The following is a 20,609-nucleotide window of genomic DNA, read 5'->3' as shown; positions in this document are numbered from 1 at the left end:
GACGCACCGACCGTCGTCCGCTACTCCAAGGGCGCGGTCGGCCCGGCCGTCCAGGCCGTGGGCCGCGTCGGCGGCATGGACGTCCTGCGCAAGGCCGGCACCGACACGCCCGACGTACTCCTGGTCTCGGTAGGCGCCCTGGCGCCCATGTGCCTGGAGATCGCCGGACTGCTCGACCAGCAGGGCATCTCCACCACCGTCGTGGACCCGCGGTGGGTCAAGCCGGTCGACGAGGCGCTGGCACCGCTCGCCGAGCAGCACCGCGTCGTCGTCACCGTCGAGGACAACGGCCGTGTCGGCGGTGTCGGCTCCGCGATCGCCCAGGCGCTGCGCGACGCGGGCGTCGACGTACCGCTGCGCGACTTCGGCATCCCGCCGCGCTTCCTGGACCACGCCTCGCGCGCGGAGGTCATGGCGGAGATCGGCCTGACCGCTCCCGACATCGCCCGGCAGGTCACCGGTCTGGTCGCCACGCTGGACGGCCGCTACGACGCGGAGATGGAGCCCGCCCGCGACTGACGCCGCCGCGTCGCCGCGGCGCACCGCATAGGGCCGGTCGGAGTACCCCAGGGGTTTCCGGCCGGTCCTTTCGTGTGAACAGCGGCCTGAGGGCGGGCGCCACCCCCCACCTCTCTCGATCATGGCCATAGAGGCCGATGGGTACGGAGGTACGCCGGTGAGCACAGGCCAGCAGTCACGCGATACGGGAATGTTCCGGACGAAGAGCGTCGAACAGTCGATCCAGGACACCGAGGAGCCCGAGCACGCGCTCAAGAAGTCACTCTCCGCCTGGGACCTGACGGTCTTCGGCGTCGGCGTCATCATCGGCACGGGCATCTTCGTGCTGACCGGCAAGGTGGCGAAGGAGAACGCGGGCCCCGCGACCGCGCTGGCGTTCGTCGCCGCCGGCATCGTCTGCGCCCTGGCCGCCCTCTGCTACGCGGAGTTCGCCTCCACCGTCCCCGTGGCCGGCTCGGCGTACACCTTCGCGTACGCCTCCCTCGGCGAGCTGCCGGCCTGGATCATCGGCTGGGACCTGGTCCTGGAGTTCGCCCTCGGCACGGCCGTCGTGGCCGTCGGCTGGTCCGGCTACGTCCGCTCACTGATGGACAACGTCGACTGGCACCTGCCCGCCTGGCTCCAAGGGCCGGACGTGGAGGGCGGCACCTTCGACCTGCTGGCCTTCATCCTCGTCCTGGTGCTCACCGCGGTCCTGGTCATCGGCATGAAGCTGTCGGCCCGCATCACCGCGATCGTCGTGGCGATCAAGGTGACGGTGGTCATGATCGTGATCATCGCGGGTCTGTTCTTCGTCGTGGGCGACAACTACTCGCCGTTCATCCCCAAGAAGGTGACCCCGGAGACCTCCTCCGGCTGGGACGCCGCACTGGTCTCGACGATCTTCGGGTACGAGCCGACCAACTTCGGCGTCATGGGCATCTTCACCGCCGCGTCCGTCGTCTTCTTCGCCTTCATCGGCTTCGACGTCGTCGCCACCGCCGCCGAGGAGACCAAGCTGCCGCAGCGCGACATGCCGCGCGGCATCCTCGGCTCGCTACTCATCTGCACCGTGCTGTACGTGGCGGTCGCGCTGGTCGTGACCGGTATGCAGCACTACTCCGAGCTGTCGACCAGCGCCCCGCTCGCCGACGCGTTCAAATCCGTCGGGCACCCCTTCTACGCCGGTGTCATCAGCTTCGGGGCGGCGGTCGGCCTCACGACCGTGTGCCTCATCCTGCTCCTCGGCCAGACCCGGGTCTTCTTCGCGATGAGCCGCGACGGGCTGCTGCCCCGGTTCTTCTCCGTGACGCACCCGAAGTTCCGCACCCCGTACCGCCCGACCATCCTGCTCGGCGTGATCATCGCCTTCGTCTCCGGCTTCACCAGCATCGACGAGCTGGCGACCCTGGTGAACATCGGCACCCTCTTCGCCTTCGTGGTCGTCGCGATCGGCGTGATCATCCTGCGACGGACCCGCCCCGACCTGCACCGCGCGTTCCGCACCCCGTGGGTGCCGGTCGTCCCGATCCTGTCGGTGGCCGCCTCGCTGTGGCTGATGCTCAACCTGCCGGGCGAGACCTGGTTCCGCTTCGCCGTCTGGATGGCGGCCGGCTTCGTCGTGTACTTCCTCTACGGCCGCTCCCACAGCCGTCTGGGCCGCCGCACGGCATCGCTCGGCACCCGGGGCACTTAGGGCCTGCCTTTCGGATCGTGCCGGGCTAGGGGGGTGTCCCCTGGCGCACCGCGCCCGGCCCGGCGCACTCGGCGCCGTACTGCTCCACCCGCCGCCGCAGCTCCCGGTCGGCCGTGACCACCAGGCACGGCCGGCCGGTCGTCTCCCGCTCCTCGCGGACCAGCTCGACGACGAGGTCGTCCCCGCTGCCGGGGGCCGGGACGACCCGTACCCCGCCCCCGCCGGCGGCGTCCCCGGGCACCGACTCCACGCCCCGTGCCCGCCCCTCGACGACGAGCACGATCTCGACCGGCCCCGCGTGGCCGGCCACGCCGGAGTCGGCGAACGGCAGCAGCCGGTCCCGCAGCCGCTCGGTGGCGGCACGGCGGTCGCGCCACCAGCCGTCGGGGACGGAACCCACCACGTTGGCCGCGTCGACGACCACCAGTACGCTGCGTGCAGAGGTCATGGGCCCAGCCTCCCACCTGCGGGGGAAGTGTTATCGTCGGTCCAACTACGGTCAGTCCGTGAGGTGTCCGGACACCACCGGAACCACGGTCAGGGAAGGGTCCCCCCAAGGCATGGCATTGCGGCCCCTGCGCAGGTCCAAGAAGAAGGCGACGGCTCTTCTCCCGGCCCCGGTCACACACCCCGCTCACGCCCCCGCGACCAGCGGCTGGCTGCTCATCGGCAAGGACGGCCGGCTCGGCGCGTACGCAGCGGCCGACGGCGGCATGCTGTGCTGGACCGAGCGCCGCCCCGGCGGCCCCGAGTGGTCGCAGCCGCTGCTCTTCGAGATGCCGGAGGCCCAGCACTTCGCCCTCGGCCAGGGGCCCAACGGCTACGTGCACCTGGTCGCGCAGCGCCGTGCGGTCCGCGACGACGGCCTGATCGACGTCGGTCTCGCACACGCCACCCAGTACCAGTCGGGCCGCCGCACCACGCCGTGGCACCCGCTCGGCTGCCCCTTCGCCGACGTCGAGCACGGCGGCAGCCTGGGACAGCCCGCCGCCACCGTCGACCACAACGGCTCCCTGTACGTGCTCCCGCTCAACCCGGGCGGCCGCATCAGCGTGCGCGCCGAGCAGCGCGACGGCAGGTGGGGCGCCTGGGTCGAACTGGCCGGCGACGGCTCCCACACGTCGCTCACGGCCCTCACCAGCGCCTCCGGCAGGGTCCACGTACTGGCCGTCGGCCCCGGTGCCGTCCGGCACTGGGCGCAGACCGAGCCGGCCGGCGCCCTGGAGCCGTCCGACGCCTACCCGGTGGGCCTGGCCGGCGGCTCGGTGACCCCGCTGGAGACCGCCCCGGACCGGCTGAGCCTGTACGGCACCGATGCCAGGACCGGCGAGCTGGTCGTGCACCGCCCCGGTGGCGACACGGTCGCGCTGGGCCTCACCCCGGCCGGTGGCCCGCCCGCCGCCGTGCGCACGGTCATCGACGGCCACGACTGCACGGTCCTCGCCGTACGCGGCCGGGACGGCCGCCTCTCCGTCGCGGCCTGCCCCACCGGCGCCGAGGAGTCCGGCGCCAACTGGTCCACCACCGGCGAGCCCGTCCTCGGCGCCCCGGCGATGAACCTCGACGCGCAGGGCCGCGTCGTCATCGCCGCCATCGGCACGGACGGCGCCCTGCGGATCACCCGCCAGAAGCCCGAGCCGGGCCTGGCCCTGGAGGCATGGCGCCGCGTCTGACACCGGGGCCCGCGGGGCCCGCTGAACGCCGGAGGGGCTGACCACGCGTCAGCCCCTCCGGCGTTTCTCCGTACCCGCCCCCCGTGACGACGACTGCCCCGCACCACCGGACGGCGGTGCGGGGCAGTGAGGCCGCGGTGTGCGCGCTTACGCCGGGACGCTCGCCACGCCCTGCGGCAGGAAACGCTTGCCGTTGACGCGCTCCGAGACGCCCTCGCGGTCCAGGTACGGCGTGATGCCGCCCAGGTGGAAGGGCCAGCCGGCGCCCGTGATCAGGCACAGGTCGATGTCCTGGGCCTCGGCGACGACGCCCTCGTCCAGCATGAGACCGATCTCCTGCGCCACCGCGTCCAGGACGCGGTCCCGCACCTGCTGCTCCGTCAGGACGACGTCGCCCTGCTTCAGCAGTGCCGCGACCTCGGGGTCCAGCTCGGGCTTGCCCGAGTCGTAGACGTAGAAGCCGCGCTTGCCCGCCTCGACGACGGCCTTGAGGTTGGGGGAGACCTTGAAGCGCTCCGGGAAGGCGCGGTTCAGGGTCTCGGAGACGTGCAGACCGATCGCCGGGCCGACCAGCTCCAGCAGCACCAGCGGCGACATCGGCAGGCCGAGCGGCTCGATGGCCTTCTCCGCGGTCTCGACCGGGGTGCCCTCGTCGATGACGTTCTGGATCTCGCCCATGAAGCGGGTGAGGATGCGGTTCACGACGAACGCCGGGGCGTCCTTCGTCAGAACGGCGGTCTTCTTCAGCTTCTTCGCGACACCGAAGGCCGTGGCCAGGGACGCGTCGTCGGTCTGCTCACCGCGGACGATCTCCAGCAGCGGCAGGATCGCGACCGGGTTGAAGAAGTGGAAGCCGACCACGCGCTCCGGGTGCTGGAGCTTGGAGGCCATCTCCGACACCGACAGCGAGGAGGTGTTGGTGGCGAGGATCGCGTGCGCTGGGGCGACCGCCTCGACCTCCGCGAACACCTTCTGCTTGACCGACATCTCCTCGAACACGGCCTCGATGATGAAGTCCGCGTCGGCGAAGCCCTCGGCCTTGTCCAGCACACCGGAGACCAGGCCCTTGAGACGGTTGGCCTTGTCCTGGTTGATGCGGCCCTTGCCGAGCAGCTTGTCGATCTCGGCGTGGACGTAGCCCACACCCTTGTCGACGCGCTCCTGGTCGATGTCGGTCAGGACGACCGGCACCTCCAGGCGGCGCAGGAACAGCAGCGCGAGCTGGGAGGCCATCAGACCGGCGCCGACGACGCCGACCTTGGTGACCGGGCGGGCCAGGCTCTTGTCCGGGGCGCCGGCCGGGCGCTTGGCGCGCTTCTGGACCAGGTTGAAGGCGTAGATGCCGGAGCGCAGTTCGCCGCCCATGATGAGGTCGGCGAGCGCGGTGTCCTCGGCGTCGAAGCCCTTCTGGAGGTCGCCGTCCTTGGACGCCTCGATGATGTCCAGGGCGCGGTACGCGGCCGGGGCCGCACCGTGCACCTTGGAGTCGGCGATGAACCGGCCGCGGGCGACGGCCTGGTCCCAGGCCTCGCCGCGGTCGACGTCGGCGCGCTCGACCACGATCTCGCCCTTGAGGACGGAGGCCGTCCACAGCAGCGACTGCTCCAGGAAGTCCGCGCCCTCGAAGATCGCGTCGGCGATCCCGAGCTCGAAGACCTGCTTGCCCTTGAGCTGCTTGTTCTGGTTGAGCGAGTTCTCGATGATGACCGAGACCGCGCGGTCGGCGCCGATCAGGTTCGGCAGGATGGTGCAGCCGCCCCAGCCGGGGACCAGGCCCAGGAAGACCTCGGGCAGCGAGAACGCCGGCAGGGCCGCCGACACGGTGCGGTAGGTGCAGTGCAGACCGACCTCGACACCGCCGCCCATGGCCGCGCCGTTGTAGTACGCGAAGGTCGGCACGCCCAGCGAGGACAGGCGCTTGAAGACGTCGTGGCCGCCCTTGCCGATGGCCAGCGCGTCCTCGTGGCGCTTGAGCAGCTCCACGCCCTTGAGGTCGGCGCCGACGGCGAAGATGAACGGCTTGCCGGTGATGCCGACACCGACGATGGTGCCCTCGGCCGCCTCCTTCTCGACCTGGTCGATGGCGGTGTTGAGGTTCGCCAGCGACTGCGGGCCGAAGGTGGTCGGCTTGGTGTGGTCGAAGCCGTTGTCCAGCGTGATCAGCGCGAACCGGCCCGCGCCGAACGGCAGGTCGAAGTGCCGTACGTGGGCGCTGGTGACGACCTCGTCCGGGAACAGCTCGGCCGCACCCTTCAAAAGCTCAGCGGTGGTGCTCACTTGCTGCCTCCGTCGAAGTGGGGGTTCTCCCAGATGACCGTGGCGCCCATGCCGAAGCCGACGCACATGGTGGTGAGGCCGTAACGGACCTCCGGCTGCTCCTCGAACTGCCGCGCCAGCTGCGTCATCAGGCGGACGCCGGAGGAGGCGAGCGGGTGGCCGAACGCGATGGCGCCGCCGTACTGGTTGACGCGCGCGTCGTCGTCGGCGATGCCGTAGTGGTCGAGGAAGGCCAGCACCTGGACGGCGAAGGCCTCGTTGATCTCGAAGAGGTTGATGTCCTCGATCGAGAGACCGGCCTTGGCCAGGGCCTTCTCGGTCGCGGGGATCGGGCCGTAGCCCATGACCTCCGGCTCGACGCCGGCGAAGGCGTACGAGACGAGGCGCATCTTGACCGGCAGGCCGTTCTCGCGGGCGAAGTCCTCGGACGCGATGATCGACGCGGTGGCGCCGTCGTTGAGGCCCGCGGCGTTGCCGGCGGTGACGTTGCCGTGGACGCGGAACGGCGTCTTCAGGTTCGCCAGCGACTCCAGGGTCGTGCCCGGGCGCATCGGCTCGTCGGCGGTGACCAGGCCCCAGCCGGTCTCGCCGGCCTCGGCGTTGGTGCGGCGCACCGAGATCGGCACCAGGTCGGCCTGGATCTTGCCGTTGGCGTACGCCTTGGCGGCCTTCTCCTGCGAGCGCACGGCGTACTCGTCGGCGCGGAGCTTGGTGATCTGCGGGTACCGGTCGTGCAGGTTCTCCGCGGTCATGCCCATGAACAGGGCCGACTCGTCGACCAGCTTCTCGCTGACGAACCGCGGGTTCGGGTCCACGCCCTCGCCCATCGGGTGGCGGCCCATGTGCTCGACACCGCCCGCGATGACGGCGTCGTACGCGCCGAAGGCGATGGAGCCGGCGACCGAGGTCACCGCGGTGAGGGCGCCCGCGCACATGCGGTCGATCGAGTAGCCGGGCACCGACTGCGGCAGGCCCGCCAGGATGCCGGCCGTGCGCCCGAGGGTCAGACCCTGGTCACCGATCTGGGTGGTCGCCGCGATGGCGACCTCGTCGATCTTCGCGGGGTCGAGGTCCGGGTTGCGGCGCAGCAGCTCCCGGATCGCCTTCACGACGAGATCGTCGGCGCGGGTCTCGTGGTAGATGCCCTTCGGGCCCGCCTTGCCGAACGGGGTGCGGACGCCGTCGACGAAGACGACGTCCCTGACGGTACGAGGCACGATGGCTCTCCTCCAGGTGCGGGATGGCACTGCACTGCTGCGACGCGCGGCTAAGCGCGTGCTTGCTTGCCCACATGCTACTTACGGGTAACCAGACTGCCCAGTCCCCCCGCCCGGAGCGTTGAAGGTCACACCCGTGGCGCACCCCCGGAAGGGGCGGCGCAGCCGGTCACGGCCTTCTCGTCCCCGCCCCGGGCACGGCCGAACCCCCGGCCGGAGGGGCCGGGGGTTCGGAAACCGGGGCGCTCCGCGGACCCCGGTCAGGACGCCGAGGTCAGGGCGTCCGCGAGCACCGGTGCGACCTGCTCGATCTGCCAGGGCCGCGCCCCGAACCCGGCGAGCGCGCCCGCGACCGTCTCCGGCGTGACCTCCTTCGGCGGCTCCCAGCACACCCGCCGCACGGTGTCGGGCGTGATCAGGTTCTCCTGCGGCAGGTTCAGCGACTCGGCGAGGGCCGAGACCGCCGCCCGGGCCGCCGAGAGCCGGGCCGCGGCGACCGGGTCCTTGTCCGCCCATGCGCGCGGCGGCGGCGGACCCTGCAGCGGCTGCCCCGGCTGGGGCAGCTCGGCGTCCGGCAGCGCCTTGGCGCGGTCCACGGCCGCCTGCCACTGCTCCAGCTGGCGGCGGCCCATGCGGTGCCCGAACCCGGGCAGTGCGGTCAGCGCGTGCACGTTCGCCGGAAGGGCGAGGGCCGCCTCTACGATCGCGGCGTCGCTGAGGACCTTGCCCGGCGACACGTCGCGCCGCTGGGCGATCCGGTCGCGGGCGGTCCACAGCTCCCGCACCACCGCCATCTGGCGGCGCCTGCGCACCTTGTGCATCCCGGACGTACGGCGCCAGGGGTCCTTGCGGGGAGGGGGCGGCGGGGCCGAGGCGATGGCGTCGAACTCCTGGTGGGCCCAGTCCAGCTTGCCCTGCCGGTCCAGGTCCTTCTCCAGTGCGTCACGCAGGTCGACGAGCAGCTCGACGTCCAGCGCGGCGTACCGGAGCCAGGGCTCGGGCAGCGGGCGGGTGGACCAGTCCACCGCGGAGTGCCCCTTCTCCAGGGCGTACCCCAGCACCGACTCGACCATCGCGCCGAGCCCGACGCGGGGGAAGCCCGCGAGGCGCCCGGCCAGCTCGGTGTCGAAGAGGCGGGTCGGCACCATGCCTATTTCCCGCAGGCACGGCAGGTCCTGGGTGGCGGCGTGCAGGATCCACTCGGCGCCGGCGAGGGCGTCGCCGAGCGCGGACAGGTCCGGGCAGCCGACCGGGTCGATCAGCGCCGTACCCGCGCCCTCCCGGCGCAGCTGCACCAGATAGGCGCGCTGCCCGTAGCGGTAGCCGGAGGCGCGCTCCGCGTCCACGGCGACGGGTCCGGTGCCCGCCGCGAAGGCGGCGATCACCTCGGCGAGGGCATGCTCGTCGGCCACCACGGGCGGTACGCCCTCGCGGGGCTCGAGCAAGGGGATCGGCGTCCCGTCGATGACGCCGTCTGCGACGCCGTCGTCCGGAGGGCCGCCCCCGGCGGTGCGCAGTACTGTCTCTGCTGCGGTCTCTTGGGCGTCGGTCACCTGTCAAGGGTATGTCCTGCAAACCGGTCAGTGGATGATTCCCGTACGAAGTGCCACGGCGACCATTCCCGCCCGGTCGCCGGTGCCGAGCTTGCGGGCGATGCGGGCGAGGTGGCTCTTGACGGTCAGGGCCGACAGGCCCATCGAGACGCCGATGGCCTTGTTCGACTGGCCCTCCGCCACCAGCCGCAGCACCTCGACCTCACGGCCGGAGAGCTCGCGGTAGCCGCCCGGGTGGCTCGGGGTGCCGGGAGGACGGCGGTGCAGCCGGGCGGCGGCGCCGATGGGTGCGGCACCGGGACGGGTGGGGTGGCCGATGTTGGTGCGGGTACCGGTGACGACGTAGCCCTTGACGCCACCGGCGAGGGCGTTGCGTACGGCGCCGATGTCGTCCGCCGCCGAGAGGGCCAGGCCATTGGGCCAGCCGGCGGCGCGGGTCTCGGACAGCAGGGTCAGCCCGGAACCGTCGGGCAGGTGGACATCGGCAACGCAGATGTCGCGCGGGTTGCCGATGCGGGGGCGGGCCTCCGCGATGGACGACGCCTCGATGACGTCACGCACTCCGAGGGCCCACAAGTGGCGGGTCACGGTGGAGCGGACGCGCGGGTCGGCCACGACGACCATGGCCGTCGGCTTGTTCGGGCGGTAGGCGACCAGGCTTGCGGGCTGCTCGAGGAGAACGGACACCAGGCCTCCTGGGAAGGTGCGGGACACAGCCGGCTCGGGGAAGAAGCCGGGCGAACCGTGTTTGAAGGGTCACAGACCTCTTCGGCAGCCCGTCCGTCCGCCTTTAGGGGAAGATCACGATTTGGTGAGTAACAATTGGGGCAATTCGGACGGGTGATCGATCATCCTACGAGCGCCCCCTCGTGCCGCCCCGCCGCGCCTTCGCGCTCCGGCGCCGCCCGTGCCGTCCGGGCCCCCGGGGTGCGGGCCTCCCGCCCGTGCGCCCGCGGGCACGCCGGACGTCCCGGGGGACGGCCCGCCGCCGCACGTGCCGGGCGCGTGCCGCGCCCCGGGTGAGGTTACGGGTGCTGCGGTCCCCGGCGCTGGGGGAGGGAGACCACCCCGGCGCCCGCGTCCAGCGGTCCGGGGCTCGTGGGCGGAAGCCCCGCGACCTGGCACAGCAGGTCGCACCAGGCCGCCAGGTGCGCCGCCGCGTCCGGCACGCCGCGCCGGTCCTCGCGCGGCGTCCACGACGCACGGATCTCGATCTGCGTCGCCGGGCGGCGCTCCGCGAGTCCACCGAAGTAGTGAGACCCCGCACGGGTGACGGTGCCGCTCGCCTCCCCGTACGACAGCCCCCGCGCCTCCAGCGCGCCGGTCAGCCACGACCAGCACACCTCCGGCAGCAGCGGGTCCGCGGCCATCTCCGGCTCCAGCTCCGCCCGTACCAGCGTCACCAGCCGGAAGGTGCCCTGCCAGGCGTCGTGGCCCGCCGGTTCGTGCAGCAGCACGAGGCGCCCGTCCGCCAGGTCCTCGTCGTCCTCGACGACCGCCGCCTCCAGCGCGTACGCGTACGGGGCGAGCCGCTGCGGCGGGCGCGTCGGTTCCACCTCGACCTCCGGCCGCAGCCGCGCCGAGCGCAGGGCCTCGACCGCCGTCGCGAAGGCGGACGGGACACCCTCGGTGCCTTCGGAGTGAGCGGAGTGATCGGAAAACTGTCCCTGAGCCGCAGCCATGCGGGGAAGAGTAGGCGGAAGGAGCCCCGCGTGCAGGGAGGGACACCCGCACCGGCCGAGCGGCTTGCCCGCGCATGCGAAGATTCTGGGCGTGAGTGCCAACCATCGCCTTATGGGCCAGCAGCCGAAGACCACCGCCGTCGCAGAGTCAGCCTTCCTCAAGGCGTGCCGGCGCGAACCCGTGCCGCACACGCCGGTCTGGTTCATGCGCCAGGCGGGACGCTCGCTGCCGGAGTACCTGAAGGTCCGCGAGGGCATTCCCATGCTCGAGTCGTGCATGCTGCCCGAGCTGGTCACCGAGATCACCCTGCAGCCGGTGCGCCGGCACAAGGTCGACGCCGCGATCTACTTCAGCGACATCGTCGTCCCCCTCAAGGCCATCGGCATCGACCTCGACATCAAGCCGGGCGTCGGCCCGGTCGTCGCCGAGCCGATCCGCCGCCGCGAGGACCTGGCGCGGCTGCGCGACCTCACGCCCGACGACGTCGCGTACGTCACCGAGGCCATCGGCATGCTCACCGGCGAGCTCGGCGCCACCCCGCTGATCGGCTTCGCGGGCGCGCCCTTCACCCTCGCGAGCTACCTCGTCGAGGGCGGCCCGTCGCGCAACCACGAGCACACCAAGGCCCTCATGTACGGCGACCCCGGGCTGTGGGCCGACCTGCTGGACCGGCTCGCCGAGATCACCGCGGCCTTCCTGAAGGTCCAGATCGAGGCCGGCGCCTCCGCCGTCCAGCTCTTCGACTCCTGGGTGGGCGCGCTGGCCCCCGCCGACTACCGCCGCTCGGTCATGCCCGCCTCGGCGAAGGTCTTCCGGGCCGTCGAAGGGTACGGCGTGCCGCGCATCCACTTCGGCGTCGGCACCGGCGAGCTGCTGGGCCTCATGGGCGAGGCCGGCGCGGACGTCGTCGGCGTCGACTGGCGCGTCCCGCTGGACGAGGCGGCCCGCCGCGTCGGCCCCGGCAAGGCGCTCCAGGGCAACCTCGACCCGGCGGTCCTGTTCTCCACGCCCGAGGCGGTCGAGGCCAAGACCCGCGAGGTGCTGGACGCCGCGGCCGGCCTGGAGGGCCACGTCTTCAACCTCGGCCACGGCGTCCTGCCGACCACCGACCCGGACGCCCTGACCCGCCTGGTCGAGTACGTCCACACGCAGACCGCCCGCTGACGTCAGCCGGCGGCCCGCACCGCCGTCACCGCCTTGCGGGCCGCCACCTGGACGGGGTCCCACACCGGGGAGAACGGCGGGGCGTAGCCCAGGTCGAGGGCCGCGACCTGCTCCACCGTCAGCCCCGCCGTGAGGGCGACCGCCGCGATGTCCACGCGCTTCGCGGCCCCCTCGCGGCCCACGATCTGCACACCGAGGAGCCGGCCCGTGCGGCGCTCGGCCAGCATCTTCACCGTCATCGGCGCCGCGCCGGGGTAGTAGCCGGCGCGGCTCGTCGACTCGACCGTCACCGTCACGAACCGCAGCCCCACCGCCTCCGCGTCCCGCTCGCGCAGGCCCGTGCGGGCGATCTCCAGCGAGCACACCTTGCTCACCGCCGTACCCACGACACCGGGGAACGTGCCGTACCCGCCGGCCACGTTCGCGCCGATGACCTGGCCGTGCTTGTTGGCGTGCGTGCCCAGCGGGATGTGCCGCTCACGGCCCGACACCAGGTCCAGGACCTCCACGCAGTCGCCGCCCGCCCACACGTCCGCCCGGCCGCGCACCCGCATCGACAGATCGGTGAGCAGACCGCCGGACGCCCCGACCGGCAGCCCCGCGGCGCGCGCCAGCGCCGTCTCGGGCTCCACGCCCATGCCCAGCACCACGACGTCCGCCGGGTACTCGGCGTCCTCGGTCGCCACCGCCCGCACCCGGCCGTCGCCGCCCGTGAGGATCTTGGTCACCCCGGCGCCGCCGACCGTGGTGATGCCGAGGCCGTCCATCGCCTCGTGCACCAGCCGCCCCATGTCCGGGTCCAGCGTCGACATCGGCTGCTCGCCCCGGTTCAGCACCGTCACCTCGTAGCCCCGGTTGAGCAGGGCCTCCGCCATCTCCACGCCGATGTACCCGGCGCCCACGACCACGGCGCGCCGCTCCGCCGCCCCGTTCACCGCGCCCAGCGTGTCCAGCAGCGCCTGCCCGTCGTCCAGGGTCTGCACCCCGTGCACGCCCGGTGCGTCGATGCCCGGCAGCGCCGGCCGCACCGGACGGGCGCCGGTCGCGATCACCAGCCGGTCGTACCCCGTCCATGACGTGCCGCCCGATGCCAGGTCCCGCACGCGCACCCGCTGCCCGTCCAGGTCGAGCTCGGTCACCTCGCTGCGCAGCCGTACGTCGATGTCCCGCGCGCGGTGCTCCTCGGGAGAGCGCGCGACGAGCCGGTCCGGTCCCTCGACGTCGCCGCCGACCCAGTACGGGATGCCGCACGCGGAGTACGACGTGAAGTTCCCCCGCTCGAAGGCGACGATCTCCAGCTCGTCCGGGCCCTTCAGCCTGCGGGCCTGCGACGCGGCGGACATGCCCGCCGCGTCGCCGCCGATGATCACCAATCGTTGCCGTGTCATACCGACACGCTACGGCGCGGGGGTGTCCGATCCCGTCCGCCGGGGCAGCCTGGGCCGCAGCAGCCACCGCCACACCGCGTACCCCACCAGCAGCACGGCCAGCCACGGCGCCACCGCCGCCAGGGCGATCCCGGCCCATGTCGCCGCCGTCACCAGGGCGTTCCAGCCACCGGACAGTGCGTCGAGGAAGCCGGGGCCGTCGTCGTCCTCCCGGCCCTCCTCGTCCTCGGTCTCGCTCAGCTCCAGGGTGATCGTGGCCAGGGTCGTACGGTCCTTCAGCGCCGCCTGCTGCGCCAGCAGCGACTCCAGGTCCGCCTGACGGCGGCTCAACTCGCCCTCCAGCGTCACCACGTCGCCGAGCTCCGTCGCCTCGTCCATCAGCGCCCGCACCCGCGCGACGCTGGCCCGCTGCGTGGCGACGCGGCTCTCCACGTCGACCACCTGGTCGGTGACGTCCTTGGACTCGGCCGTCCGCGACAGCAGCTTCCCCGTACCCGCGAGCCTGGCCAGCACCGCGTCGTACGCGGCCTGCGGCACGCGCAGCACGATCCGCGAGGTCACGTGGTCGTCGTCGACCCGCTCGGTCGTCTCCTCGGCGACGTGCCCGCCGGCGGCCGTGGCGGCGGTACGGGCCGTGCCCAGCGCCTTCGCCGCGTCCGCCACCCGCACCGACAACTCGGCGGTCCGGATGACGTGCTGCTGCGGGCCCGCGGGCTTCTGCTGCGGCTTGCCCCGCTCACCCGGCCGGCCTGGCTCCGGCGCGGCGGCCGAGCCGTTCGCGGGCTGGTCGGCGGCGACGCCCCGCTCGGCGGCCGCCTCCTTCGTGTCGCCCGCGCCCTCGTCCGCCGAGCCGCAGCCCGCCAGCGCCAGCGCGGCGGTGAGCAGCACCGCCGCGACGGCGTGTCGTCGTGTACGCATGGTCCCCCCTGGGATGCGCGATCAATGGTGCCCCTTCGACGGTCGAGGCCCCGGTGAAGGTTGCCCCGTACGGTTCCGAACCGGTCACGGTCGGGACTCGAAATGGCATTTGAGAGAGTGGTGCCATGAACGCGGACACACTCCAGGGCACGCGGGGCGGCCACGTCGTCGTCATCGGCGGCGGCATCGCCGGTCTCGCCGCCGCCCACCGGCTCGCCACCGCCGGGCGGCGCGTGACCCTGCTGGAGGCCACCGGCCGCCTCGGCGGCAAGCTCCACGCGGGCGAGATCGCCGGCGCCCCCGTCGACCTCGGCGCCGAGTCGGTGCTCGCCCGCCGCCCCGAGGCGGTCGACCTCGCCCGGGCCGTCGGTCTCGGCGACCGCCTCCAGCCTCCCGCCACCACCACCGCGTCCGTGTGGACCCGCGACGCCCTGCGGCCCATGCCCAAGGGCCACGTCATGGGCGTCCCCGGCGACGCCGCCGCCCTCTCCGGACTGCTCTCCGCCGAGGGCCTCGCCCGCATCGCCCACGAGCGCGACCTGCCGCCCGCCCGTCCCGAAGCCCTCGGGGAGGACGTCGCCGTCGGCGCGTACGTCGCCGAACGCCTCGGCCGCGAGGTCGTCGACCGGCTCGTCGAGCCCCTCCTCGGCGGCGTCTACGCGGGCGACGCCTACCGGATCTCGATGCGGGCCGCCGTACCGAAGCTGTTCGAGGCCGCCCGCGCCCACGGCACCCTCACCGAGGCCGTCCGCGCGGTCCAGCGGGCCACCCCCGGGCAGACGGGCCCCGCCTTCATGGGCATCGAGGGCGGCATCGGCACCCTGCCCGGCGCCGTCGCCGGCGCCGTCACCGCGCACGGCGGCGAGATCCTCACCGACACGCCCGTCCAGGAACTCACCCGCGGACCGGCCGGCTGGCACGTGCGGACCGGCCGGCGCGTCATCGAGGCCGACGCCGTCGTCCTCGCCACCCCGGCCTGGTCCGCCGCCGCGCTGCTCTCGGCCGCGTCCCCGGCCGCCGCGGCCGAACTCGCCGCCGTCGAGTACGCCTCCATGGCCCTGGTCACCCTCGCGTTCCGGCGCACGGACACGGCCGGGCTGCCCGCCGGTTCGGGCTTCCTCGTCCCGCCCGTCGACGGCCGCACCATCAAGGCCTCCACCTTCTCCTCGCAGAAGTGGCGCTGGACCGACGAGAGCGCGGGCGACCTCGTCCTGCTGCGCACCTCCGTCGGCCGGTACGGCGAGGAGGAGCACCTGGAACGGGACGACGCCGACCTCGTCTCCGTCTCCCTGCGGGACCTCGCCGCCGCGACCGGGCTCACCGCCCGGCCGGTCGCCTCCGCGGTCACCCGCTGGATCGGCGGCCTGCCGCAGTACCCCGTCGGGCACCTCGCCCGGGTCGCCCGCATCCGCGACGCCGTCGCGGCGCTGCCCGCCCTGCGGGTCTGCGGAGCGGCGTACGACGGCGTCGGCATCCCCGCCTGCGTCGCGAGCGCCCGCCGCGCGGCGGACGAGATCCTCGCCACGCCGACCCTGGCGCAGGCCACCCCGAGTGACGAGCGAGAATAGCCCTATGAGTGCGCCCGAAAAGATCCCGAACGCCGGTAAGAAGGCGAAGGACCTCAACGAGGTCATCCGCTACACCCTGTGGTCCGTCTTCAAGCTGCGCGACGTGCTGCCCGAGGACCGGACCGGCTACGCCGACGAGGTCCAGGAGCTGTTCGACCAGCTCGCCGCCAAGGACGTCACCGTCCGCGGCACCTACGACGTGTCCGGTCTGCGTGCCGACGCCGACTTGATGATCTGGTGGCACGCCGAGACCGCGGACGCGCTCCAGGAGGCGTACAACCTCTTCCGCCGCACCCGGCTGGGCCGCGCGCTGGAGCCGGTGTGGTCCAACATGGCGCTGCACCGCCCGGCCGAGTTCAACCGGTCGCACATCCCGGCGTTCCTCGCCGACGAGACGCCGCGCGACTACGTCTCGGTGTACCCCTTCGTCCGCTCCTACGACTGGTACCTGCTGCCCGACGAGGAGCGGCGGCGCATGCTCGCCGACCACGGCAAGATGGCCCGCGGCTTCCCGGACGTGCGCGCGAACACCGTCGCCTCGTTCTCGCTCGGCGACTACGAGTGGATCCTCGCCTTCGAGGCCGACGAGCTGTACCGCATCGTGGACCTGATGCGCCACCTGCGCGGCTCCGAGGCCCGTATGCACGTACGGGAAGAGGTGCCCTTCTACACCGGCCGCCGCAAGTCGGTCGCGGACCTGGTGGCAGGGCTCGCCTGAGCCCCGCCGCCCGATCGACCCGGAAGATCAGACGGCGGGCAGGTGTGCCCGCCGCTCCAGCGACACCGGGTCCGGCTCCGGGTGCGGCGCGCACGACGCGCGCCGCACCGGTGTCCTCCCCTGGAGCAGGTACGCCTCCAGATGGCCGTTCACGCACGCGTTGGGCCCGCCCGCGACCCCGTGCGTACCGGCGCCCCGCTCGGTGACCAGCACCGAGCCGCTCAGCCGCCGTTCGAGCTCCAGCGCTCCCTCGTACGGCGTGGCGGCGTCCCGCTCGGCCGCCAGGATCAGCGTCGGGGGCAGCGCACCCGGCTCCGCGCGCACGTCGAGCGGCCGCTGCCGCGGCGCGGGCCAGTACGCGCACGGCAGGTTCAGCCACACGTTGGCCCACGTCTCGAACGGCGCCTCCTTCGCCAGGGCCGTGTTGTCGCGGTCCCAGACCCGCCAGTCCGTGGGCCAGGGCGCGTCGTTGCACTCCACCGCCGTGTAGACGGCGTGGCCGTTCTCCGCCTCCTTCGCGGCCTCCTCACGCGGCGCCGCCTGCCGGACCAGCGGCCCGGGGTCGCCCCGCAGGAACTCCGAGAGCGCCGTCGCCCGCGCCGGCCACAGATCGTCGTAGTAGCCGGCCTGGAGGAACGCGGCCTGCAACTGCCCGGGGCCCACCGTCCCGCCCGCCGGACGGTGCGCCAGCTCGGCGGCGGCCTTCTCGTACGCGCCGAGCACCGCCGCGGCGTCCGTCCCCAGGTGGTAGGTGGCGTCGTGCCGGGCCACCCAGGTGCGGAAGTCCAGCCAGCGCCGCTCGAAGGCGCGCGACTGGGCCAGGTTGTTGCGGTACCAGATCCGGTCGGGGGAGGGGTCGACCGCCGAGTCGAAGACCATCCGGCGCACGTGCGAGGGGAACATCGTCGCGTACAGCGCGCCCAGGTAGGTGCCGTACGACGCACCCAGGTAGGTCAGCTTCTCCTCGCCCAGCGCGGCCCGCAGCACCTCCAGGTCCCGGGCGTTGTTCAGGGACGAGTAGTGGCGCAACGAGGGACCCGCGTGGCGTTCGCAGCCCCGCGCGTACGCCTGCGCCGCGGCGATGCGCTCCTTCTTGTACGACTCCGACGGCTCGGCCGGCGCGGGTGTCGGTGCCCTGGTGAAGTCGGCCGGGTCCTGGCAGCTGAGCGGCGCGGAAGGACCGACGCCCCGCGGGGCGTACCCCACCAGGTCGTAGGCGCGGGCGAGGCGCTGCCACTCGGGCAGCTCGGCGGCCATGGGGAACCACAGGGAACCGGAGCCGGGACCGCCGGGGTTGAACACCAGGGCGCCCTGTCGTTCGGCCGGTTCGCCCAGCGCCGCGGCCCGGCTGACGGTCAGTTCGATCCGGCGGCCGTCGGGGCGGGCGTAGTCGAGCGGCACCCGGACGGTGCCGCATTCGACGGAGGAGGGCAGCTCCTCGGCCGCCGGGCAGGGCCCGAAGGCGATGCCGGCGGCGGCCGCTCGTTCGGCGGCGCGAGCGGCACCGGAGGACGCGGCGGAGCCGGGGGTGAGGCCCCCGGCGGGCGCGACGGCGAGCGCGGACAGCACCAGGGAGCCGACGGCTCCGAGCAGTCCGTACCGGGTGGCGGCTCTCATCGCGGTCCCTTCGTCGGCGTGCGGACGCAGAACGCACGAATCCTTCGCGGTGCGGCGGTGCCGGGGAAGGACCTCCACCCGGTGTCGCCGCCGACAACCCTTACGGGTGGCGGGGGTTGCCCCCCGGACACCACCTGGGCACGCGGGTCCTGTCCCTTCGGAACCGTCTCGGCGACGGCGATCCGCTTGCCCTCTAGGAGCTGCTGCCGCAGCTCGATCCGCCGCCGCAGCTGGAGCTGCTGCTGCTGCTCCCGCAACCGGAGCTGCTGCTGCCCGCGCAGCTCGACCCTCCGCCGGAGCTGCCGCAGGAACCGCCGCCGCCTCCGCAGCCCGCCCCGCCCCCGCAGGAGCCGCCGCCGCAGCCGGATCCGGAGCCGCCCGGGTCCGCGCCGGCGCACCACACCACGGGCGCGGCCCCATCGGACGCCGGTGTGCCGCCGCGGTTCCTCCCGGCCGCGGTGGTCAGCTGCTCCCACAGGGCCCGGTCGGGCAGCGCCCGCAGCCCGTGCACCGCCACCAGTTCGGCGGGGTCGTCGGGACGGGTGCGGGACCAGCGGTACGCCGCGAGCGCGTCGCGGCCCGCCCGGGTCAGCCGGGCCCCCGCGGTGCCCGCGCACACGAGGGCGACGACCCCGCCGACCAGCAGGACCGGGCCGACCTTGCCGATGAACGGGAAGGGCCAGTCGGCCGCTCCGTACCGCGTCAGCTCCACCACGGTCAGCGGTACCGAGGCGAAGAGCAGCAGCAGGCACACGATCCCCTGGGCGACGCCCCAGCGGCGCCACCTGCGCCCGGCGCCGGCCGGTGTGATCAGGCCCCGTGCCGCGAGGCCGTCGCCGACCTCCTGCACGGCGGGGTGGCGCATCACGGCGAGCCGCAGCCGGTGCAGGGCGCCGCTGGGGGCGGCGGCGTGCTCCGCGATCACGGCACGCTCGACGGGGTCGTACCCGACGGGCCGCGGTACGGCGACGATCCCGGGACCGGCGACGACGAGGCGCCCGTCGGCGTGCAGGGCGGTGATCGCCGCGTCCACGACGAGGCCGGGGCCGCCGTTCAGGAAGGCGGCCTCCGTCCGGTCGTGGACGGACCCGCCCGGGCCGCGGCGCCGGGAGGCGGCGATCCCGCAGACGAGCACCACGGACGAGACGACGACACCGAGGTCGATCAGGACGGCGAGGACGTTCACGGCTTCACCCCCCGCAGCGCGGTGCGGACGGCGTGCAGGAGCCGTGCGACCGGGCCGGGCGGCCGTTCCCCGGCGCGCTCCTCCCACCATCGGGCCAGCCTGCGCCGCGCGCCCGGATCCGCGGGCTCCCCGGCCACGAGTAGGTGCTCGGCGAAGTCGAGCGCGTCGCGCCGGTAGCCGTCCCGCATGGGCCGGGCCATGGCGTACGCCAGGAACGCGGCGCGGTACCCGCCCCCGAGGATCCGCGGGAGCTCCGGCGCGATCCTGGCCACCACCCCGGCGCGCTTGGCGGCCAGCGCCCGGCTCTGCACCCGTACCCGCGCGCGGTCGAACCCCTCGGGCACCGGGGCCCCGGCGACGAGCGCGGACAGCAGCGCTGCCTGCGCCACCCACACCCGCTGCCGTGCCTCCTCGTCCGCGGCGCGGACCGGTCCCGGCCCCGCCGCGGCGGGCGCGGCCTCCGCGCGCACAGCGGTCGTCGCGCCGGCCGGGCCGGCCGGCCCCCCGCACGTGGCCGGCGCCGCGGCCCCAGCCGGGACGGCCACCGGCGCGGCCCCCGCGGACCTCACGGACCCGAGGCGCACCGGTGCCGACCGCCTGAGCGTGTCGCGGATCGCCGTCAGCTCCGCGGCCAGGGCCGGTGCCGGGGGGAAGTCGTCGTCCCGCTCCAGCAGGACACCCGGCGGCGCGACGCGGGACGACAGGTCGGCGAGGATGTCGAGGACCGGGCGCGGCACGGGGTGCGCGTGGGTGTCGTGCCAGACGCCGTCCCGCTCGACGCCGCCCGCCACGTGGACGTACGCGATGGCCTCGACCGGCAGTTCGTCCAGCGCCTTCGACGGGTCCTCGCCGCGGTTGACGTGGTTGGTGTGCAGGTTGGCCACGTCGATCAGCAGCCGCACCCCGGTGCGCTCGACGAGCTCCGCGAGGAACTGCCCCTCCGTCAGCTCCTCGCCCGGCCAGGAGATCAGCGCCGCTATGTTCTCCAGGGCCAGCGGCACCGGCAGCGCGTCCTGCGCGATGCGCACGTTCTCGCACAGCACCTCCAGCGCGTCCCAGGTGCGCTGCACCGGCAGCAGGTGCCCGGCCTCCAGCGCCCCGGCCGGGCCCGCGGCCCGTACGAAGGCGATGTGCTCGGTGACCAGCGGCGCGCCGAGCGCCGTCGCCTTGGCGGCCAGATCCGCCAGCCGCCCCGCGTCCGGCCGGTCCGCGCCGCCCAGGCCGAGCGACACGCCGTGCGGCACCACGGTGACGCCCCGCTCGCGCAGCCGCAGCAGGGAGTCGGGGAGGTGGCCGGCGCAGAGGTTCTCCGCGACCACCTCCACCCAGTCCACACCGGGCAGCCCCTCCACCGCGTCCGCGATCTCCGGACGCCAGCCGATGCCCATGCCGAGTTGCCGCGTGTCCCCCATGTCCCCCTCCTCCGTCGTGTGGAGGGGTGATGGCCCCGGCG

17 protein-coding genes are annotated in these 20,609 nt (G+C 73.8%); 6 read left to right on the top strand and 11 right to left on the bottom strand.

What is annotated here, in order from left to right; genetic code table 11:
* Together IH00_RS0119655 and IH00_RS0119650 are read left to right on the top strand one after the other, a co-directional pair.
* Positions 1–519: transketolase C-terminal domain-containing protein (locus tag IH00_RS0119655; RefSeq protein WP_031075346.1), on the top strand; the 519-nt coding region annotated here is incomplete at its 5' end.
* Positions 520–709: 190 nt separating this feature from the next.
* Entirely contained in the window at positions 710–2,194 is a 1,485-nt protein-coding gene (locus tag IH00_RS0119650) for an amino acid permease (RefSeq protein ID WP_031075343.1), read from the top strand.
* Positions 2,195–2,219: 25 nt separating this feature from the next.
* On the opposite strand, the gene IH00_RS0119645 is transcribed toward IH00_RS0119650, so the two are convergent.
* Positions 2,220–2,642: a PIN domain-containing protein gene (locus tag IH00_RS0119645; RefSeq protein WP_031075340.1), complete on the bottom strand. Its 423-nt coding sequence runs from the start codon at positions 2,640–2,642 to the stop codon at positions 2,220–2,222.
* A 112-nt stretch (positions 2,643–2,754) separates the two neighbouring features.
* Between IH00_RS0119645 and IH00_RS0119640 the strand changes: the two genes are divergently transcribed.
* Positions 2,755–3,867 (top strand): PLL family lectin, encoded by a 1,113-nt coding sequence (locus tag IH00_RS0119640; RefSeq protein ID WP_031075338.1) that lies wholly within the window; start codon positions 2,755–2,757, stop codon positions 3,865–3,867.
* Positions 3,868–4,014: 147 nt separating this feature from the next.
* Here IH00_RS0119640 and IH00_RS0119635 read toward each other — a convergent pair whose 3' ends face one another.
* The 5 genes from IH00_RS0119635 to IH00_RS0119615 all read right to left on the bottom strand — a co-directional run bounded on the left by IH00_RS0119635 (position 4,015) and on the right by IH00_RS0119615 (position 10,596).
* Complete coding sequence (locus tag IH00_RS0119635; protein ID WP_031075336.1) at positions 4,015–6,144, bottom strand: 3-hydroxyacyl-CoA dehydrogenase NAD-binding domain-containing protein; 2,130 nt, start codon at positions 6,142–6,144, stop codon at positions 4,015–4,017.
* Positions 6,141–7,361 (bottom strand): thiolase family protein, encoded by a 1,221-nt coding sequence (locus IH00_RS0119630; protein WP_031075334.1) that lies wholly within the window; start codon positions 7,359–7,361, stop codon positions 6,141–6,143. The genes IH00_RS0119635 and IH00_RS0119630 overlap by 4 nt, the downstream gene beginning before the upstream one ends.
* Positions 7,362–7,621: 260 nt before the next feature.
* Positions 7,622–8,914: a ribonuclease D gene (locus IH00_RS0119625; RefSeq protein ID WP_031075333.1), complete on the bottom strand. Its 1,293-nt coding sequence runs from the start codon at positions 8,912–8,914 to the stop codon at positions 7,622–7,624.
* Positions 8,915–8,941: 27 nt separating this feature from the next.
* Positions 8,942–9,601 carry a helix-turn-helix transcriptional regulator gene (locus tag IH00_RS0119620; protein ID WP_031075331.1) on the bottom strand — a complete coding sequence of 220 codons (660 nt, stop codon included), beginning with the start codon at positions 9,599–9,601 and terminating at the stop codon, positions 8,942–8,944.
* Between the two features lie 338 nt (positions 9,602–9,939).
* Positions 9,940–10,596: a DUF3000 domain-containing protein gene (locus IH00_RS0119615; protein WP_031075330.1), complete on the bottom strand. Its 657-nt coding sequence runs from the start codon at positions 10,594–10,596 to the stop codon at positions 9,940–9,942.
* Between the two features lie 91 nt (positions 10,597–10,687).
* Between IH00_RS0119615 and hemE the strand changes: the two genes are divergently transcribed.
* Positions 10,688–11,761, top strand: coding sequence for a uroporphyrinogen decarboxylase (gene hemE / locus IH00_RS0119610; protein WP_031075328.1), 1,074 nt, complete (start codon positions 10,688–10,690; stop codon positions 11,759–11,761).
* A 2-nt stretch (positions 11,762–11,763) separates the two neighbouring features.
* Here the strand turns inward: hemE and IH00_RS0119605 are convergent, their stop codons facing one another.
* Both IH00_RS0119605 and IH00_RS0119600 read right to left on the bottom strand, forming a co-directional pair.
* Positions 11,764–13,149 (bottom strand): FAD-dependent oxidoreductase, encoded by a 1,386-nt coding sequence (locus IH00_RS0119605; protein WP_031075327.1) that lies wholly within the window; start codon positions 13,147–13,149, stop codon positions 11,764–11,766.
* Positions 13,150–13,158: 9 nt separating this feature from the next.
* The gene (locus IH00_RS0119600) at positions 13,159–14,067 is read right to left on the bottom strand and encodes a DUF4349 domain-containing protein (protein ID WP_031075326.1); all 909 of its coding nucleotides are present in this window, start codon (positions 14,065–14,067) and stop codon (positions 13,159–13,161) included.
* A 125-nt stretch (positions 14,068–14,192) separates the two neighbouring features.
* Here IH00_RS0119600 and hemG point away from each other — a divergent pair, with 125 nt between their 5' ends.
* Together hemG and hemQ are read left to right on the top strand one after the other, a co-directional pair.
* On the top strand, positions 14,193–15,635 hold the full coding sequence (gene hemG / locus IH00_RS0119595; RefSeq protein WP_031075324.1) for a protoporphyrinogen oxidase: 1,443 nt from the start codon (positions 14,193–14,195) through the stop codon (positions 15,633–15,635).
* A gap of 4 nt (positions 15,636–15,639) precedes the next feature.
* On the top strand, positions 15,640–16,353 hold the full coding sequence (hemQ, locus tag IH00_RS0119590) for a hydrogen peroxide-dependent heme synthase (RefSeq protein ID WP_031075322.1): 714 nt from the start codon (positions 15,640–15,642) through the stop codon (positions 16,351–16,353).
* Between the two features lie 27 nt (positions 16,354–16,380).
* Here hemQ and IH00_RS0119585 read toward each other — a convergent pair whose 3' ends face one another.
* From IH00_RS0119585 to IH00_RS0119575, 3 genes are all read right to left on the bottom strand, one after another.
* A complete protein-coding gene (locus IH00_RS0119585; protein ID WP_031075321.1) occupies positions 16,381–17,970 on the bottom strand; it encodes an alpha/beta hydrolase in 1,590 nt (529 codons plus the stop codon).
* Positions 17,971–18,163: 193 nt separating this feature from the next.
* The gene (locus tag IH00_RS0119580; RefSeq protein ID WP_031075319.1) at positions 18,164–19,156 is read right to left on the bottom strand and encodes a TIGR04222 domain-containing membrane protein; all 993 of its coding nucleotides are present in this window, start codon (positions 19,154–19,156) and stop codon (positions 18,164–18,166) included.
* Positions 19,153–20,568, bottom strand: coding sequence for an MbnB/TglH/ChrH family RiPP precursor modification enzyme (locus IH00_RS0119575; protein ID WP_031075317.1), 1,416 nt, complete (start codon positions 20,566–20,568; stop codon positions 19,153–19,155). The genes IH00_RS0119580 and IH00_RS0119575 overlap by 4 nt, the downstream gene beginning before the upstream one ends.
* Between the last annotated feature and the right edge of the window lie 41 nt (positions 20,569–20,609).

This window comes from Streptomyces sp. NRRL S-118 (assembly GCF_000716335.1).
GTDB lineage: Bacteria > Actinomycetota > Actinomycetes > Streptomycetales > Streptomycetaceae > Streptomyces.
The sequence above is the reverse complement of the archived record's forward strand: the minus strand, read 5'-3'. Positions and strand labels throughout refer to the sequence as shown.